This is a genomic window from Helicobacter sp. 23-1046, from assembly GCF_053654635.1.
In genome coordinates, this window is record NZ_JBSIUS010000001.1 from 678,693 (window position 1) to 696,524 (window position 17,832).

A 17,832-nucleotide genomic window follows, 5' to 3' on the forward strand; every position below is an offset into this window, starting at 1 on the left:
TTAAGTTATAATGCCACTTTGTATTGTTGCATTGCATAAAGCAGGCAGTTGTTTGCAATGTAGAAATATATAAAGGGATAAAAATGCAAAGCTTCTCAGATATTTTATTAACCCTGCAATCATATTGGAAAGAGCAGGGTTGTTTGATTGTCCAGCCCTATGACATTCCTGCGGGGGCTGGGACATTTCACCCTGCGACTTTGCTTAGGAGTTTGGATTCTAAGCCGTGGAGTGTCGCGTATGTCGCGCCATCGCGCCGTCCTACTGATGGACGCTATGGGGAGAATCCAAACCGCTTGGGGAGCTACTATCAGTTTCAAGTGCTTATAAAGCCAAATCCTAGCAATATCCAAGAGCTGTATTTGGAGTCGCTAAAGCAACTTGGCATCGATACGACTAAGCACGATGTGCGCTTTGTGGAGGATAATTGGGAATCTCCTACGCTTGGTGCGTGGGGGCTAGGCTGGGAAGTGTGGCTAGATGGTATGGAGGTTACGCAATTTACTTATTTTCAGCAAGTGGGTGGGCTACCCTGCGAGCCTGTGGCGGTGGAAATCACTTATGGTGTGGAGCGACTTGCGATGTATATTCAGGGTGTGGAGAGCGTGTTTGATATTTTTTGGGGGCTAGATTCTCTTAAACAGCGCGTGTATTATAAAGATGTGCATAAAGAAAGTGAGTTTGAGTTTAGCAAATATCATTTTGAAGTGGCAGATACTGCTATGCTTTTTAGCGCGTTTGAGAGCGCACAGGGCGAGGCGAAGCGGTGCTTAGAGGCTAAGTTGCCATTGCCTGCGTATGATTATACTATGCTTTCAAGCCATTATTTTAATGTGCTTGATGCGCGCAAGGCTATTTCAGTCGCACAACGACAAAACTATATCCTAAAAATCCGCGAGCTTGCCAAAGCGTGCGCTATGCTGTATAAAGAGCAAGAGGACGAGCGAGAAGCACGGATAAACCATAATTCGTAGGGTTAGATTCTCGTATCTTGCTTTTTATGTTGTTTAATTTTTAAGAATCTTAAAACTCTAGGGCACTATTAAGTGCCTCTTGAGATTTTTTGAGTGCTTCGAGTTTGTATCGCTCTTGGTCTATGTTGTTTGGAGCTTTGGTTTGTGTGTTTTGGTTTGGCTCTTTTTTGCCTTTTAATTCGCTTGGTTGTGTGCCGTGAGGCATTTTGACAAACACATCTTCATAATTTTGTTTGCCAAGTTTATGACGAATATAAATTTCTCCACTTTTATCATTATAGATATAAGTGTCTATCCCATCGCTAAACATTTTCCAATCAGCAAGGCAACTGCCTATAAACACAACACATATTAGAGTAACTTTCCATAGTGCTTTCATTGTTACACCTCCATTTGTAACTTATCTTTGGGAGCACGATTTTACCATAAAGTTTATCAGTTTTGCATTTGTTTTAGAAGTTCGCTACATTTTTTACTAAAATCCAAGAGTTGGCGTTGTTTTTGATAAAAGCTATTTTGGTTAGCGATTAAATACGCAGAAGATTCCATAATGACTTCATCGATTTTGAGATTATTTTGTTGCATTGTCGTTCCCGTTTCGACAATATCCACGATTCCATCACTTAATCCAACCAATGGTGCGAGCTCAATGCTCCCATACAATTTGATGATTTCGATAGGGATTGCCTTTTTAGAGAAGTGTTTGTGAGTAATGATTGGCATTTTGGTAGCGATTTTAATTTGGGGCTTTTGATAATCTAGATTCTTGCCAACCTCCGAGCCAACTACAACTTTACAATTACCAATGCCTAAGTTAAGGAGTTTGATAGTGTTTAGTATGCCGTGCTCTTCAATCACATCAAGTCCAACAACGCCAATATCAGCGGCTTGGTAATTTACATAAGTGATAACATCTTGGCTACGCACGAGCAAAAATCTAAACCCATCTTTTTGTAAAATTAGCTTTCTATCATCAAAGCCAAATTCACAACCAAAGATTTTGGAAAATAGCTCAAGGCTATCTTTGGCGATTCTCCCTTTAGGCAAGGCGATTGTTATCATTGCAAGAATCCTTTTGTTTGATAAAATTTTCGTAAGCCTTTTGCATTCCTTTAAACACAACAGCTTCATCAAAAATACTATTTTCAAAGAATCGACTAAAAAATTTTCCATCACCACCTGTAAATGTGATTTTTTTGCCCCTTGCGCTATCGCCTATCATTAAAATAATGCTTTTAATACACCCAAAGCTAATGGCAGCTCGTGTGTTGAGAGGAAGGGCATCAAGTTTGGTGCTTAAATCTATATCATAATCAAGCACATTAGAAATGCTTTTATAAGAATCTCTGTATGCCTGTAAGCCGGGTAAAATATAGCCTCCTAAATGCACATTGTCTTGCACAATGTCTATGGTGATTGCACTACCTGCATCAACGACAATGCCACTTTCAATCCCTGCGCAAGCGGCGATTCTATCAATGCCAATGCCACTATATCCCGTGTTAATCTCAAAGTATGGAGCTAGGTTAATGCAGTTTTTATGAGAGGCGAGAAGTTTTTTTTCCGCCTTTTTATTTACGCTAATGTAATAAATACACACTTCTGGTTTTTTGGGTTTTAGGGCATCTAGTTTTTCTTTGCGTATTTCGCCCTTGTAAAAAAAATGTAAAAATGTATTCCCCACATCACACAATACCATTAAAACCTCTTATAAACACCATCATAAAAGATGCTATCATTGGTGTAAAAAATATATTTTTTAGCTGGTAGCTTTATTTTATATATTGTTGGTTCAAAGTTTTGTAAATCCACTTCTATGAGATGTTTATGTCTATCAAGAGTGTAGAGCTTGCCTTCTTTAACCACAATAGAAGCAAGTTTAGCGTATTCTAAATTTGTCTCACGCAAAGGTTTTAGAGTGTTGTCAAGTTCTATAATTTTCCCATCACTGCTTAAAACCAAAAGTCTATTGTTATACACAAGCATATCATTGAAGTTCCCATCGTAGTTGAAAGTTTTATTATTGCCTAAAATAGTGCTAATGCGTTTTTGTGTAGCGGTAATGATGAGATTCTCGTGGGCGTAAAGATAGATAATGTTGTTGAAAAATTTATCACTTTGGATAAGAATGTCTTTTGTGATGTTTTTTGTGTTTGTGTTGTAGATGAGAATCCTCCCATCGAGTGAGGGAAAAATAATAGTGTTTCTATCAAATATAGGCGAGACATTAAGTGAGTTTATAGCGATTACAGATGAAAGTTTTTGAGTAAAAATCTCCTTTTTAGCACTTATATCAATAAGTGCTATGGCATTTTCTACACTTACAAGAGCAATGAGATTCCCGCTTAGAGTAGCACTTGCCACACATTTATCAAATGGAATATCTTGCAGGGATTCTTGCTTGGAATCAACAATAAGCAAATTCTTACAACCTTCTTGTAATAAATACTTTTCGCCACTTTTGGCTAAAAATTTTTGATTTGGTTTTATGGTGAGTAAGATTTCTCCTTTATTGTCAAGCACATCATTGTTTGCAAGCACCGCGCCATTACGCGAGGAGTGGGTAATCTTTGATGGAAGTTTTTGCGCAAATTCCATTGTAAGATTCGTATCAGATGTGAAATATTTTTTTGATGAGCACCCATTTGTGAAAAGCACAATTCCAATAAGGAAAAACAACAATATTGCAATTTTGTGCGTCAAAAAATCCCAAAGAAAATATCTAAGTATCATTGTTGATTGTCCTTATTTGTAGTGCTTGATAAGCTCGCCAAATTTTGCAAATGGGGAATTTTCATCAATAAGTTGAGCCTTATGTTTTGCTTCTTGTGTTCTCCCCTCTCTAAGAAGCAAGACAGATTCTTGTAATAGGGCAAAAGCCTTCAAATGTTTATCATCAATAGAATCTAGTGATTTTAGAGCTTCGTCTAATTTTGGGTTAAAGGATTGCTCTTGGTTGCTTTCAAGTTCTTGTAAGATTTTTGCAACAGCATTTTGCGCATTTTGATAGGTTGCGATTTTTGCGATAAAGGCATTTTGAGAATCTGTGAGAGCGAGAAATTGCTCTTCGCTAGGATTATGCGAGAGGACATATAAATCGTGCAACACAGGATTATTTTCTTTAATGATACGCAAAAGATTTTCAGAATCTTCGTTTTCATTAGCATTGAGTAAATCATAATACGCCTTAGCAGCCTTATCGTGTTTGCTTTGTGTGATTGCAGTATTAGCAAGCCAAGCGATGATTCCAACTATAACGATTACACCAAAGGCAAATAGTATCTTTTTATATCGTTTGAAGAGGACTTCAAAGCGAAATGCACTCTCTAAAATCTGCCCATCTCTATCAAAAGAATCTTTAATTTGTTCTAAGTCTTTTTTTATACTCATTGTTTCTCCTAAATTGTATTGTTTCTAAGATTGCTTGTATGTGCCTTTTTCACTCACACCACTTGAGCCAAAGCCACCACTTGAGCGCAAAGTTTCGCTAAGCTCTGCAACTTCCTCAAACTCAGCCTTATATACCTTGCTTACTATACATTGGGCGATTCTATCGCCAGCATTGATAGTAAAATCCTCATCGCTTAGGTTGATAAGAAGTGTTTTTATCTCCCCGCGATAATCACTATCCACCGTCCCAGGAGTGTTTAGCACGGTTATACCATTTTTGAGTGCAAGCCCAGAGCGTGGGCGCACTTGGAGCTCGTATCCATCTTGGATTTCAAAGGCAAGCCCTGTTGGGATAAGTTTGCGCTCTTTTGGCTTTAAAGTATGAGAATCTAAGCTATGTAAATCAAACCCAGCACTTTGTGGAGTTTGATATTGTGGGATAATCGCTCTAGATTCTAATTTCTTAATCTTAATTTTCATTGATATTCCTTAAGGTTTGCGTTAAGATTATCATATTTAGCAGGGGGATTCTACCATAAATAAGGCAATTTAATCCTCTAAACTAAATGCTTTGTAGCCAATTTCTAAAATTTCAAAATCGCTCTCCCCACTTGGAAGTTTAATCGTTACCTCCTCACCCACTTCCTTACCAATGAGACTTTTAGCAATGGGCGATGAGGAAGAGATAAGTCCCTTTTGTGGATTGCTCTCTAATGCGCCTACAATAGTATATGTAAGCTCTTTATCTGTATCAAGGTTTAAGATTTTTATCGTGCTTCCAAAGCTCACTTTTTTGTGCTCTAGCTTGCTTGGGTCGATGATTTGTGCATTTGCTAGCATTGTGCCAAGCTCGGCTATGCGAGATTCTATAAATGCTTGTTTTTCCTTTGCGGCGTGATATTCGGCATTTTCTTTTAAATCTCCGTGTGAGCGAGCAATATCGATTTCTTTGACAATGTGCGGTCGTTGGACTTCTTGCAAGTCTTTTAATTCAGCCCTTAGTTTGTTGTAGCCATATTCTGTCATTGGTTCTTTGTTCATTTTTACTCCATTTTGGAAAGTTTTATGTCATTATAGCTAATTCCACATTAACTAAATTGCTAAATACTAAGAATTGCTTGGATATGCTTTGTCGCTTCAAGGGTATCTTGGTAGATATTTTGCGTTTGTTGTCGCAAATCTTTAGAATCTCCATACCCACACAACACACCCACACCCGTAATTCCAGCATTGTTAGCCGCTTGCAAATCAAGTATCGTATCGCCTATCATAAAGCAAGAGGACATTGCAATGTCGCATTTTTTCACCTCACGGATAGAATCTAGCGCGCAAATAATAGGCTCACTATGAGGTTTTGGGTTGCTGACATTTTCGATTCCAACTACAACACTAAAGTAATGCAAAACACCAAAGGATTCTAAAAGTTTTGCGCTAAAATCCCCACGCTTAGTGGTAACAATACCTAAATGTGCAAATTCATAGGCAAACATTATCGCTTCTTTGGCATTTGGTAGAAGTGTCGTGCCTGCTTCCATTTGCGCACGATAGGACAAACGATAGGATTTGATAAATTCACTCACTTCATCTTTTGAGACACCTTGCGCCAAAAACATATCCTCCAGCGTGTGTCCGATACTTTGCTTTACAGATTCTAGGCTTGGAGGTTGTAAGGCGCGCTCTTTATATGCTTGAGAAAAGCTAAAATAAATTGCAGGAGTGGAATCTATAAGTGTCCCATCAAGGTCAAAAAGAATAATGGCATTTTTTGGCATTATTTTGTCCTCTTTTCACGCAATTTACTTATCTTTTATGCGAAGTGCGCCGTGTTTAAATTCATAATACATCACACATAAACTCACCACGCTAGCGCATATCAAAGAAGCTGGGTAGCTCGCCCAGATTCCATCGATACCAAAATACGCGCTTAGCACATTTACAAATATTACCATAAACAAAAGATTTGTGCAAAGCGTAACGATAAATGAACTTATTGGGCGTTGGATTGATTGCAAGAAAATCGAACTTACTAAATTTAACCCCAAAAATATATAGCCCAAAAAATAGATGTGCATAGCGTTGGTAGTGGGCTCAAGTAGAGAATCTGCTAAAATATCCTTTTTGCCTAAGAATAATCCAGCAATAAAGCTATCAAACAGAATAAATCCTCCATAAAGAGTGATACCACAAATGGTGGCAAATGCAACAATAAGTTTATAAATATTTTTTACCCTGCTAAGTTGCCTTGCACCATAATTAAAACTCGCTATGGGCTGAAGCCCCTCCGCGCACGAAAGGATAATGGTAAAAATCACAATCCCACTATACATAAGGATACTATAAACCGCAAGCGCGTCTGTGCTACCGAGATTCTCTAATTTATTATTCACAAGCACCATTATATATGAGACACTAAGCTCTGAGAAGCTCATCGGCACGCCATTACGCATAGAAGCAAGCACAAAAGAGAATCTAAAGGATTTGATAAAATAAATTTTCCCGCGCTTTGTGATGAAATGACTGAGTAACACACTCATTCCTAAAAAATGTCCGATTATCGTGGCACTCGCTGAGCCAGCAATCCCAAAATCAAACACAAACAAAAATAAATAATTTAAAATGACATTTGCAACAGAGCCAATTATCATTGCACTCATCGCTAGAATCGGGCGTTTGTCATTTATAGCAAAAATATCAAGCAATGGGTGAAGCACAATAATAAATGAGCCCAAAAATGTTATGCGTAAATATTCTTTTACCAATGGCATAATCTCATCATTTGCGCCTAAGGCAAAAGCAATATCCTCCACAAAAATACATAAGATAATGCCAAAAATCACACTGCTCACCCCAGCGAAGTAGCACACAGAGCTAAACATAAGCCTTGCGCGATGTTCTTGTCCCTTGCCTAAATAATATGAAGCAATGCTCGCTGCGCCCATACCAAAAAGCAATTCAAAAGCAATAAGCACGGGAAAAACGGGCCAACACACACCAATAGCAGCTATGGCTTCGCGACCGATAGCTTGTCCCACGAAGATTCCATCGATTGTGGAGTAAGTAGAAAGAGCAAGCATAGCGCAAAGATTAGGGATAAAAAAGTAAAAAAACAAGCGTATAAGAGAATCTTTGCCTATATCAATAGACTTTTTCATTTTGTGTTCCTCAAAAATTCATTTGTGTAATTATAAAAGCAAATTTTACACTAAAATTACGCTATAATATGCGCGTGTTTAGCAAGGAGTATATGTGAAAAACGACAACAATGAGGCAATATTCCAATCATTGCAAAGTTTTTTTAGTGCTTTGTGTGATAATATCGGCGAAAATTCTACAAGAGAAGGACTAAGTCAAACACCACAAAGAATCTTACAATCCTACCAAACACTTTTTGAGGGCTACACGAAGAATCCAAAAGCCGTGCTTGGCGCGGTTTTTAAAGAGGGATTATGCGATGAAATGGTGATAGCAAAGGACATTGAATTTTATTCAATGTGTGAGCATCATCTTTTGCCATTTTTTGGGCATATTAGCATTGGTTATATTCCTCATCAGCATTTAGCTGGGATTAGTTCGTTAGCAAAGTTAGTAGAGGTTTTTGCGCGGAGATTGCAGATTCAAGAAAGCCTCACAGAGCAAATCGCTCAATGCCTACTAGAATCGCTTGAGCCAAAAGGTGTGATAGTTGTATGTGAGGCGCACCATTTATGTGTGAGTATGCGAGGCGTGCAGAAGAATCCTACTATTATCACAAGCGCATTGCGAGGGCTTTTTAAGACAGATTCTCGCACGAGGGCAGAGTTTATGCAGCTTATTAAGACATAAGTTGCAAACTTTTGCGATTATAAAGGGAAGTAAAATGTATATCGCTATTCATACAACAACAAACAGCAAAAGGCACGCAAACAAAATTGCACGATTGTTACTAGAAGAGGAGCTTTGTGCTTGTGCGCAAATTAGCAAGATTCAAAGTTTATATATTTGGAAGGAAAAGATTTGCGAGCACAAGGAATTTTTACTACAAATAAAGAGTAGGGCGGAGCATTTTAAGCAGATTGCTAGAATTATCAAACAACATCATAATTATCAAACCCCACAGATTATTTCATTACCCATAGATAATGTGGAATCTGCGTATGAGGATTGGCTTAAAGGCGCACTTGCTAATAAAATCGCCTCGCACACACAAAAAAAGAATCCAAAAAAGCCTAATCCTAGAAGCAATCAAGCCAAAAAACCTAAAACACAAAGCAAATTGGCAAAAAAAGGATAATTTTTGTCAAAGCGTGGTTGCAGGTTTTGCTTTAAGTTTCAATTTAATTTAGTGAATATTTTGCTTATCCTCTTTGTCTGTGCGGTGGTGTATGTGGGACATTATTTTGATATGAAAGAACATCGCCAAAAACTCGCCCAAAAAGCCCAAAATGAAGCCTTAGAGTTTGATAGATTACAAGAGGAGTGTTTTTTTAAAAACATAGAGCAATCTTGCCAAACACTTCAAAAAATCAATGACAAAATAAACGCTACTAACAAGACAAACAAAAACACACACTAAACTTTTTATTTCACGCTTACTTCACTTTTTATTTTTACAATGTGGCATTAAAATCAATTTTACGGAGAAATCGTTGAGATATATTTCTATACTAATGATATGTTTTGAAGTCTTTTTTATCTCGTGTAGCACAAAGATTCCAAATAATGCAGAAATTGCAAATAAAACACATATTAAAGAGAATTTTTCCAATACTAACAACTCTAATGATATGAGTAATCTTACGCAAAAAAGAGAAGCATTAGCACAATTTGGCGCGCTGGTAAATGATAAGGAGCTTATTACATTGCTAGAAATTGGTTTAGAGCGCAACACCAATGTGCTTATTATGTCTTCTCGGATTAAACAAGCAAAATCCCAAGTCAAAACCAGCACCGCAAGTATGCTCCCAACTATAAATGGTTCGCTTAATACAAATTACACCGATAGACGCACACAAAATCAAGCCATTAACATTCGACCGGGGACAAATTCAATTAACGCAAGTTTGGGGCTTAGCTGGGAGTTAGATTTATTTGGCAAACTTAATGCCTTGCGTAAGAGTAGCAAAAAGGCTTATGAGCAAGCGCAAAGCAATCTTGCCAACGCACAAATTTCACTCATTGGTGAGGTGGCAAACTTGTATTTTACTTTGCGTGATAATGCGTATAGTCTTAGCACAAATAAAGCAATATTAGAAAATCTCAAAGAAATCGATGAGATTGCGCAAGTGCGCTACAAGCAAGGACTTATTAGTATTAACGACTACAAAACCATTAAAGCAAGTCTTATCACCCAACAAAACTCTTATGAGAGTTTGCAATACACTTATGAACAAAACAAAAACGCACTTTTAGTCCTCCTTGACATAAATGATGAAGATTTGGCGCAAAAAGTGGATTTTTTAGCCGATGGAGCAAGGGACGCCACGCAAGAAACTCAAACAAACAATACAGATTCTCATAACATTACACAATCCCCCCACACACAATCTTTTTATAAATTACCTAACATTGCATTATTTCAAGTCAATACCATTCCAGCTCAAGTAGTGCTTAAGCGTCCTGATGTGCAAGCGAGCATTTATGCCTTACATTCACAGCTTTATAAAACAACAAATGCCAAAGCCGCACAACTCCCTACCATTAGTCTAAGTGGCTCTATTGGCGAAGTGTTGTATTCAAATACAGGCTCTGGCTCGCTAATTTACCAAATAGCTAATTCTATAAGTGCCCCATTACTTAATAGGACAAGTCTTAAGCAAAATTATCTTATACAAAAAGAGCTTAGCAATGAAGCGTTTTATACCCTGCAAAATACCATTAACACAGCAATTAGTGAAATGGAAAATGCCCTTTTTGATACGGATTCCAAAAGACGACAAGTGCAAAACAATAGGGCTATTTTTGATATAGCTAAAGAGGCTTATGATAGCGACATTATCCGCGCTAAGAGCGGTATGCTTGATAGGAGCGAGTTTTTAACTAACCAAAATAGCTACTACACGCTTCAAAGCCAATTTTTCACTTCCCAAATCAATGAGCTTATTTCAGCTGTTACATTGTTTAAAGCATTTGGTGGGGATTTGTATTTCCCTACGGATAGTATTTCGTTTGATGAAAACGATGCAAAAATGAATAAAATCACAGAATCTAATACAGCTAACATATCAAACTAGGAGAGCTTAATGATAGACATATATAAGGCACTAAATCCTAAAAAATTTACGATAAAAGACATTCCGCGCAAATACCTTATTACCATTGCTTCTGGCATTGGGGTTTTGTTGCTTATTATTGTATATTTTGGGATATTTTATACACCAAAGTTAGAGTTTGAAACCACCACAGCCACAAGAGGCGACATTAAATCAAGTATTTCTGCTTCTGGCTCGCTTTCACCGACTAATGAAGTCGAAATTGGCAGTGTGATTTCAGGAATTGTGCTAGAGGTGCTCGTGGAGGAAAATGATAGAGTGAGCAAGGGGCAGATTCTCGCGCGTATCAATCCAGAGACTATCAATCAGCAAATTGCTCGCTACCAAGCCCAGCTAAACTCTGCCCAAGCCCAGCTTAGAGCTAGCCAGCAAACACTTATCGATAAAAAGTGGAATTACGATAGATTACAAGAGCTCTATGACAGCACAAAAGGTCGCTCACCATCACTCCTTGAACTACAAAATGCAAAAACTAACTATACAAGTGCGCTCAGTGATGTGGATATTAAAAAGGCTTCTATTATAGAAATTGAGACAAACATCAAAAGCTCAACTATTGATTTAAAAAATTCTCAAATTATCTCACCAATCGATGGCGTGGTGCTCACTAAAAGTATCGAAGTTGGACAAAGCGTGGCAGCAAGCTTTCAAGCTCCGGTGCTTTTCAAAGTGGCAGAGAGCTTGGAAGAAATGGTGCTAAAGGCAAATATTTCAGAGGCTGATATAGGCAAGATTAAAGAGGGGCAAGAAGTGAGTTTTACCGTTGATGCGTATCCTGAGAGAAGATTCTCTGCAAAGGTTGATAAAGTCAATTATGGTTCAGGCGATGGAAGTTCGAGTTCAAGCTCAAGTAGCACTTCAAGTAGCATTATTACTTACATTGCGCGCATTGAAGTTGAAAACAAATCCTTGCTTTTGCGCCCTGATATGAGTGCTACAGCGGATATTATCATAGCACAAAGCAAAGATACCTTGCTTGTGCCAAGTGCGGCATTGTATTTTGACCTTAATAGAGCCATTGAGCGCAGTGTAAATAAAAATAAGGGTTCGCAAGGAAGCCCTCTTAGCTCAATGTTTGCTCCACCACCGCGTCCAAAAGCTGGTAGGACGGAAAAAAAGCAAGGTGGAAACAAACAAGGCACATTGTGGGTGGTCGTAGATGGCAAACCACAGGCTGTAAATGTAGAAGTGGGAATCTCCGATGGACAATTTAGCGAGATTCTAAGTGGCATTGATGAGCACACGCAAATTATCACTTCACTAAAAAATAATAAATAAGGCAACTACAATGAGTGATTTTATCACACTGCACAATATCCATAAAGTTTATGGTAAGGGCGAAAATGCCTTTGAGGCGTTAAAGGGCGTAAGCTTAAATATTGATAGAGGCGAGTTTGTGGCACTTATGGGACCTAGTGGTTCTGGTAAAAGTTCTTTGGCGAATATTTTAGGCACTCTTGATGTGGGCACAAGCGGGGAATATTTGTTTTGTGGAGCAAGTGTTTTTGCCCTTACGCACAATCAACGCGCCTTATTGCGTAGGAATTTTATTGGTTTTATTTTTCAAGGATTTAATTTGCTTGCTCGCACTACGGCATTAGAAAATGTAGAATTACCACTAATGTATCGAGGAGTTAAAAAGCAAGAGAGAGAGGAAATCGCGTATGCTGCATTAGAAAAAGTAGGACTAGCACAATGGGCGACACACACAAGTGCCAAACTTAGCGGTGGGCAACAACAACGCGTAGCCATTGCGCGAGCTATCGCCTCAGAGCCACTATTTTTGCTCGCCGATGAGCCAACGGGGAATCTTGACACTAAGCGAAGTGTGGAAATTATGGAGATTTTGTGTGAGTTAAATTCTTCGCTTGGCATTACTATTTTAATGGTAACCCACGAGCCAGAAATGGCGAAATATGCTTCAAGGGAGCTACATTTTTTAGATGGGAATCTGCTTAGTGATTCTAAACAAACAGAGTGTAATTGAGGTGTGTATATGATTATCAATGCGTTTTTTCTCGCCCTGCGTCAAATTCGTAGGAATTTCTTGCGCGCGTTTTTGACAATGCTTGGTGTCATTATTGGCGTTGGTTCTGTGGTGGTAATGATAAGTCTTGGAAATGGGACAACAAAAATGATTAGTGATAGAATCTCCTCGCTTGGAAGCAATATATTGCTTGTTTTTCCTGCTAGAGGCGGTAATATCAGCTGGAATTTAAGGCGCAATTTTAGCCTAAAAGAAGCAAGTGATACAGAGTTATCAATGAGTGAGTATATCGTGGCACTTGCTCCCATTTCAGAATCTAACTCAATCCTCGTGCAGTATAAGTCTGAAAATACCACCACAAAAGTGCAGGGCATAAATGCGAAGTTTTTTGCAGTTACGCAGTGGGATAGTGCAGAGGGTAGGGCGTTTGAAGAGAGTGAATACCGCGTGGGGAGCAATGTGTGTATGATTGGGACTTCTGTGAAAAAAAATCTCTTTAAAGATGAAAATCCACTAGGTAAAAAAATCCGCCTAAGCAATATCGTGTGTGAATGTGTGGGGATTTTGGAATCTAAGGGGCAGGGTGGATTTGGAAATGACCAAGATGATGTAATCTTAATGCCTATGCGCGCATATTCTCGCTCCATTAGTCGCAATACTACGATGTTTGTTGCCAATCGCTTAATGTTGCGACTTCAAGAAGGCGTAGATTCTGATGAGGGGGTGGCAGCATTAAGTAGGGTAATGCGCAAAGTGCGTAATGCAAAGCCCGGTGAGCGTGATAGCTTTGAAATTATGGATACCAAACAAATCGCAGATACGCTCACTCAAACTACAAAAATGCTCACGGCATTGCTTGGAATGGTCGCTGGAGTAAGCCTTATTGTGGGTGGCATTGGAATTATGAATATAATGCTTGTTTCAGTTACAGAGCGCACGCGTGAGATTGGCACAAGAATGGCGATTGGCGCATTACAAAGCGAGGTTTTGGGGCAATTTTTAATAGAATCTGTTACGCTTAGTTCGCTTGGTGGCATTATCGGGATTGTATTGGCGTTTTTTGTTTCGTTAGGGTTAAGTTTTTATATGGAGATTCCATTTATTTTTGATGTGCCAACGGCGATTGTCGCATTTATCTTTAGTGCGTGTATTGGCGTGGTGTTTGGATATTTACCCGCTAAAAGAGCTTCTAAGCTTAATCCTATTGACGCCCTCCGCCACGAATAAAATTAGGAGTAAAATTATTTTATAATAAATATCCACACGCTGTATGATTAGCGTGTGGATATTTTGTTAGTGTAAGTCTTTCCACTTCTTGCGTTTCCACAAGTATGCAAAGATACTTAGCACACCAAAGAATATAATGATAGAGACGCCAAGACTTTCACGCTCGGCTTTTTTAGAATCTCCAATAGATTCCAAGTAGCGCACCACGCGACCTTGCGATTCTTCATTTAATCCCACGCGTGGCATTGAAAGTCCCACAGGTAAGACGCCCATTTCTCTTGCGAGATTGCTAAAGTCCTCATCTTCTTGCCACTCAGATTTCTTTGTGTTTGTAGAGAGGTTAGCATTCGCATCTTCATCTAATATAGCAGTTTTAATCTCTTTGTAAGATTTCTTTTGTGGGTCGTTGATAAACCACTCCAAATAATGCTCACCCTTAGAGCGAATCATCATTGACAAATCAGGGGCTTTCGCACCAAGATAAGCCTCTATATCCACTTTCTTTTGATTGTTAGCAGCAATTTGCTCTGCAGTTTTTGGCTCATCGTATTTGATACTATGACATCGTGAGCACGCATCAAGGAAAATGACTTTATCAGTTATATGTGTTCTAGCATTCTCAATCTCCTCACTCTTTTGCGATTCTGAAAGGTTTGATTTTTCAATCGCTTCTTTTCTTGCGATGAACTCATCATTGAAATTCACTGCTTGTTTGAGTGAAGCTTCACCGATAGATTTTAAAAATGCCACGATGTCAGCAACTTCTTGCTCCAGATTCTCATCTTCGCCCTGTGCGAAATATGGTGGCATCATATAATCTTTATGCTCCAACTTAACCGCTTGGGCAGGGTTAATGATAAATGCAGCTAAGAAATTTTCATTATAAATTGCTCCAGCTGTGGATAAATCAGGCATTACAACGCCTGCCATCTCACTCTGCTCAGATTCAAAGCCCTTTGCTTTAAGATTATGGCAGTTTTGGCAATTCCCTTGAAACAACTCTTCCCCTCTTTCCTTATTGCCTTTTGAGAGGTCGATTCTTGCTAAATCTCTAAACTCAAAGTCTGCAGGTGCAGCCTTTGGGTGAAATACAGAGTGCGCCAAAGGCTCGACACCCCAATACAAAACACCAACCACTACAATCAAAACAACTAAAATTTTAATTTCTCTCATTGCGCACCTCCGTTATTTTTGCGCTCCATAATGGTAACCAAAGGTAACGCAATAAAGAACCAAATTAAAAATCCAATAGCTCCTACGAATCCAACATAGACATTTATGCCCTCTGGCGGTAGCTTACCATAAATAGTAAGCACAATGAGGTCTGCAATAAATACCCAAAACCACACCATAAAGAGAGGTCGTCTATGCGCTGGAGCAACAGCTGGATTCCTATCAAGCCAAGGGAGGAACAAAAATGCCACTTGCGCAATGCCAAATGCTATAAGTCCCACATCTCCACTAAAGAAAAATCCACGCAATACTTCATAGCTCCATAAGAAATACCACTCAGGGTAAATATGCGGTGGAGTTTTTAGGTTATCAGCTGGGTCGAAGTTAATGGGGTCCATCGCAAAATCAAAGTGATAGCACACAAGATAGAAAAACAACATCATAAATACGCTAACCACAAAAATATCTTTTGAGAGGAAATCAGGCCAAAAGCTTACGACTTTAGATTCTTTCTTGTTGCCCTCTTCGTATTTTTTTGCTTCTGCTGCGAAGTCGATTTCCTCGCCCTCTTCGTTATTGACATGAGGAGTGCGCAATGTATAGAAGTGCAACGCAATCACCATTAGCACGGCAATAGGCAACAAACACACATGAAGCATAAAAAATCTTGTCAGCGTAGAATCTGCGACAACAAAATTTCCTCGAACCCATTCTACAACCGCAGGACCAACCATAGGCACGGCGTCAGGCAAATTAGTGATAACTGCTGCAGCCCAATAGCTCATCTGCCCCCAAGGAAGCATATATCCGCTGAAAGCCTCCGCACTAAAAAGCACAAAGAGGAGCATTCCACCAATCCATACCATTTCTCTGCCACTTTTATATGAACCATAATACACAGCCACAAACATATGGATATAGATAATTAAAAATACCATACTCGCAGCCACAGCGTGTATATGACGCCATAACCAACCAAACGCCACTTCACGCATAATTGTGTCATTTACACTATCAAAGGCAAGTTTCACATCAGGCTTATAATACATCAGCAAAAACAGCCCGCTAACCACCAATAGCGTGAAAAGTGTCAAAAGCACTACGCCCATAGCCCACAAAAAGTTAATCTTTTTGGGAATCCAGTATTTTGTCATCAATACTTCGATGACTTTTTTGAGATTCGTTCGTTGGTCTAACCAATCAACAATTCCATCTGCTTTTCTTACTTCCATTATTCGCTCCTTTTAGAATCTATGCTTGTTTGAGGGCTTTATACTCTTCGCCCTCCTCACCTAAAACCATTTTTAGCCCATCAAGCTTAAATGGAGGAATCTCCATTGGCTTTGGTGGAGGCGTGCCAGCGATATTCACACCTGAAGAGTCAAATCTCCCTCCGTGGCACGCACACAAGAATGATTGTGTCTTTTCATTAAAGCCCGGTATACACCCTAAATGCGTGCAAATTTGGATACCAACGGTGTAAATCGCACCATTTATCTCAAAATCTCTCCCCTCTACTTTTGGTGAGCCGTCTTGTTTTTTGAGGATATACACAGGTTTGCCACGCCATTCAACCGCACTTAAATGTCCAGCTTGTAATGTGCTTAAATCCACCGTAGTAAAACCCGCAGAAACAACACTGGGCAACGGGTCCCAAGACCTTTTCATCGCATAGAGCGAAGCCACTGCTCCCACAGCAGCCACGCCACCTAAAGCCATACCGAGAAAATCTCGTCTCTCAACAACTTCTTCTGACATTTCTACTCCTTATTGTTGGATTCTCTTTAAAGCCTTGATAATAGTAAAAATTTGCTTAAAAGTTTTTTATTTTTTCACTTTTTTTGTAATTTTTAATGCAAAATGGCTAATATTACACATTATTTTAAGAATCTATAATGCGGAAATGAAACATTATACTTGCAGATTCCCTAATGTTAGAGACTTTATGTAGAGTGAATGTGTATAAGGGTGTAAAATGCGTGATTGGGAAAAATATATTGCAACGATGTGTGATTTTTTACACACTCAAGTGCATAATGCTGGCTTTAATAGTGTCGTTTTGGGGCTTAGTGGCGGGATAGATTCCGCTGTGGTGGCGAAACTTTGTGTGGAAGTTTTTAAAGACAATGCCACTGCCATTTTAATGCCATCTTCTACTTCTAATCCACGTAATTTGTATGATGCAAAGAATTTTGCCGCTTCCATTGGTATGAAGCACATTGAGATACCCATTGCGTCATTTGAAGCTCAAATGCGAGAAAACCTTTTGGTAAATTTTGCCATTAAAGATTCTATAAATACCAATGAACTTGATAATTTGCGCATTGGTAATTTTTGTGCAAGAATAAGAATGGCGATTTTGTATGACTTTTCACTTGCAAATCACTCCCTTGTCATTGGCACGAGCAATAAAAGTGAGATTCTTTTAGGATATGGGACGATTTTTGGTGATTTGGCCTACGCGATAAACCCAATAGGCGGACTTTTTAAAAGTGAAATTTTTGCGCTGGCTAAAGTATTGGGAATCCCGCAAGAAATTATTGATAAACCACCAAGCGCGGATTTATTTGAAAATCAAAGTGATGAAGCGGATTTAGGATATTCTTATAAGCAAATTGATGCGTTTTTATCTGCATTTGAAGCACTTTTACAAAAGCATAATGTAAAATTTAGCGCATTAAGTCAAAAAGATTATACTGATTTAGTTTTGATTGCAGATGAGCTGGAGAAAATGGGCTTTGAAAAACCTTTTGTAGTTTCTCTTATGCGTAGAATCTTAAGAAATGCGTTTAAATCTCATCTGCCAAAAATTTTTAATTCTATGGAGTAGGGT

Annotated in this window: 21 protein-coding genes; 9 read left to right on the forward strand and 12 right to left on the reverse strand. The window is 38.8% G+C overall.

The features are described 5' to 3' along the window. The first annotated feature begins 83 nt into the window (after positions 1 to 83). A complete protein-coding gene (gene glyQ / locus ACWIUJ_RS03270; protein WP_454168931.1) occupies positions 84 to 974 on the forward strand; it encodes a glycine--tRNA ligase subunit alpha in 891 nt (296 codons plus the stop codon). Between the two features lie 49 nt (positions 975 to 1,023). Here the strand turns inward: glyQ and ACWIUJ_RS03275 are convergent, their stop codons facing one another. The 9 genes from ACWIUJ_RS03275 to ACWIUJ_RS03315 all read right to left on the reverse strand — a co-directional run bounded on the left by ACWIUJ_RS03275 (position 1,024) and on the right by ACWIUJ_RS03315 (position 7,516). Next, positions 1,024 to 1,353, reverse strand: a complete 330-nt coding sequence (locus tag ACWIUJ_RS03275; RefSeq protein WP_454168933.1) for a hypothetical protein — start codon at positions 1,351 to 1,353, stop codon at positions 1,024 to 1,026. Between the two features lie 56 nt (positions 1,354 to 1,409). Further along, complete coding sequence (gene hisG / locus ACWIUJ_RS03280; protein WP_454168935.1) at positions 1,410 to 2,036, reverse strand: ATP phosphoribosyltransferase; 627 nt, start codon at positions 2,034 to 2,036, stop codon at positions 1,410 to 1,412. Beyond that, entirely contained in the window at positions 2,014 to 2,673 is a 660-nt protein-coding gene (locus ACWIUJ_RS03285) for a type III pantothenate kinase (protein WP_454168936.1), read from the reverse strand. Before ACWIUJ_RS03285 ends, hisG begins: the two co-directional genes overlap by 23 nt. After that, positions 2,673 to 3,707 (reverse strand): plasminogen-binding protein, encoded by a 1,035-nt coding sequence (locus ACWIUJ_RS03290; RefSeq protein WP_454168937.1) that lies wholly within the window; start codon positions 3,705 to 3,707, stop codon positions 2,673 to 2,675. The genes ACWIUJ_RS03285 and ACWIUJ_RS03290 overlap by 1 nt, the downstream gene beginning before the upstream one ends. A 12-nt stretch (positions 3,708 to 3,719) precedes the next feature. Further along, the gene (locus ACWIUJ_RS03295; RefSeq protein ID WP_454168939.1) at positions 3,720 to 4,364 is read right to left on the reverse strand and encodes a hypothetical protein; all 645 of its coding nucleotides are present in this window, start codon (positions 4,362 to 4,364) and stop codon (positions 3,720 to 3,722) included. 24 nt (positions 4,365 to 4,388) lie between these two features. Then, positions 4,389 to 4,844: a dUTP diphosphatase gene (gene dut, locus ACWIUJ_RS03300; protein WP_454151788.1), complete on the reverse strand. Its 456-nt coding sequence runs from the start codon at positions 4,842 to 4,844 to the stop codon at positions 4,389 to 4,391. A gap of 69 nt (positions 4,845 to 4,913) precedes the next feature. After that, the gene (gene greA / locus ACWIUJ_RS03305; RefSeq protein WP_454151786.1) at positions 4,914 to 5,405 is read right to left on the reverse strand and encodes a transcription elongation factor GreA; all 492 of its coding nucleotides are present in this window, start codon (positions 5,403 to 5,405) and stop codon (positions 4,914 to 4,916) included. 59 nt (positions 5,406 to 5,464) lie between these two features. Further along, entirely contained in the window at positions 5,465 to 6,136 is a 672-nt protein-coding gene (locus ACWIUJ_RS03310; protein ID WP_454151784.1) for an HAD family hydrolase, read from the reverse strand. Positions 6,137 to 6,160: 24 nt separating this feature from the next. Further along, positions 6,161 to 7,516: an MATE family efflux transporter gene (locus ACWIUJ_RS03315; RefSeq protein WP_454151782.1), complete on the reverse strand. Its 1,356-nt coding sequence runs from the start codon at positions 7,514 to 7,516 to the stop codon at positions 6,161 to 6,163. A gap of 130 nt (positions 7,517 to 7,646) precedes the next feature. Here ACWIUJ_RS03315 and folE point away from each other — a divergent pair, with 130 nt between their 5' ends. The 7 genes from folE to ACWIUJ_RS03350 all read left to right on the forward strand — a co-directional run bounded on the left by folE (position 7,647) and on the right by ACWIUJ_RS03350 (position 13,826). After that, a complete protein-coding gene (gene folE / locus ACWIUJ_RS03320; RefSeq protein ID WP_454152041.1) occupies positions 7,647 to 8,186 on the forward strand; it encodes a GTP cyclohydrolase I FolE in 540 nt (179 codons plus the stop codon). Between the two features lie 34 nt (positions 8,187 to 8,220). Next, the gene (gene cutA / locus ACWIUJ_RS03325) at positions 8,221 to 8,634 is read left to right on the forward strand and encodes a divalent-cation tolerance protein CutA (protein WP_454151780.1); all 414 of its coding nucleotides are present in this window, start codon (positions 8,221 to 8,223) and stop codon (positions 8,632 to 8,634) included. A gap of 3 nt (positions 8,635 to 8,637) precedes the next feature. Then, positions 8,638 to 8,916, forward strand: coding sequence for a hypothetical protein (locus ACWIUJ_RS03330; RefSeq protein ID WP_454151778.1), 279 nt, complete (start codon positions 8,638 to 8,640; stop codon positions 8,914 to 8,916). A gap of 73 nt (positions 8,917 to 8,989) precedes the next feature. Beyond that, positions 8,990 to 10,573, forward strand: coding sequence for a TolC family protein (locus ACWIUJ_RS03335; protein ID WP_454168941.1), 1,584 nt, complete (start codon positions 8,990 to 8,992; stop codon positions 10,571 to 10,573). A gap of 9 nt (positions 10,574 to 10,582) precedes the next feature. After that, the gene (locus ACWIUJ_RS03340; protein WP_454168943.1) at positions 10,583 to 11,890 is read left to right on the forward strand and encodes an efflux RND transporter periplasmic adaptor subunit; all 1,308 of its coding nucleotides are present in this window, start codon (positions 10,583 to 10,585) and stop codon (positions 11,888 to 11,890) included. Between the two features lie 10 nt (positions 11,891 to 11,900). Beyond that, on the forward strand, positions 11,901 to 12,599 hold the full coding sequence (locus ACWIUJ_RS03345; RefSeq protein ID WP_454168945.1) for an ABC transporter ATP-binding protein: 699 nt from the start codon (positions 11,901 to 11,903) through the stop codon (positions 12,597 to 12,599). Between the two features lie 9 nt (positions 12,600 to 12,608). Further along, a complete protein-coding gene (locus ACWIUJ_RS03350) occupies positions 12,609 to 13,826 on the forward strand; it encodes an ABC transporter permease (protein ID WP_454168947.1) in 1,218 nt (405 codons plus the stop codon). Positions 13,827 to 13,892: 66 nt separating this feature from the next. Here the strand turns inward: ACWIUJ_RS03350 and ACWIUJ_RS03355 are convergent, their stop codons facing one another. The 3 genes from ACWIUJ_RS03355 to ACWIUJ_RS03365 are packed head-to-tail and all read right to left on the reverse strand — an operon-like array spanning position 13,893 to position 16,757. Then, complete coding sequence (locus tag ACWIUJ_RS03355) at positions 13,893 to 14,999, reverse strand: c-type cytochrome (protein ID WP_454168949.1); 1,107 nt, start codon at positions 14,997 to 14,999, stop codon at positions 13,893 to 13,895. Beyond that, a complete protein-coding gene (locus tag ACWIUJ_RS03360; protein WP_454168951.1) occupies positions 14,996 to 16,231 on the reverse strand; it encodes a cytochrome b in 1,236 nt (411 codons plus the stop codon). The genes ACWIUJ_RS03355 and ACWIUJ_RS03360 overlap by 4 nt, the downstream gene beginning before the upstream one ends. Before the next feature lie 19 nt (positions 16,232 to 16,250). After that, positions 16,251 to 16,757, reverse strand: a complete 507-nt coding sequence (locus tag ACWIUJ_RS03365) for a Rieske 2Fe-2S domain-containing protein (RefSeq protein WP_454151729.1) — start codon at positions 16,755 to 16,757, stop codon at positions 16,251 to 16,253. Between the two features lie 217 nt (positions 16,758 to 16,974). On the opposite strand from ACWIUJ_RS03365, the gene ACWIUJ_RS03370 reads away from it, so the two are divergent. Further along, positions 16,975 to 17,829 (forward strand): NAD+ synthase, encoded by an 855-nt coding sequence (locus tag ACWIUJ_RS03370; protein ID WP_454151727.1) that lies wholly within the window; start codon positions 16,975 to 16,977, stop codon positions 17,827 to 17,829. The last annotated feature ends 3 nt before the right edge of the window (positions 17,830 to 17,832 follow it).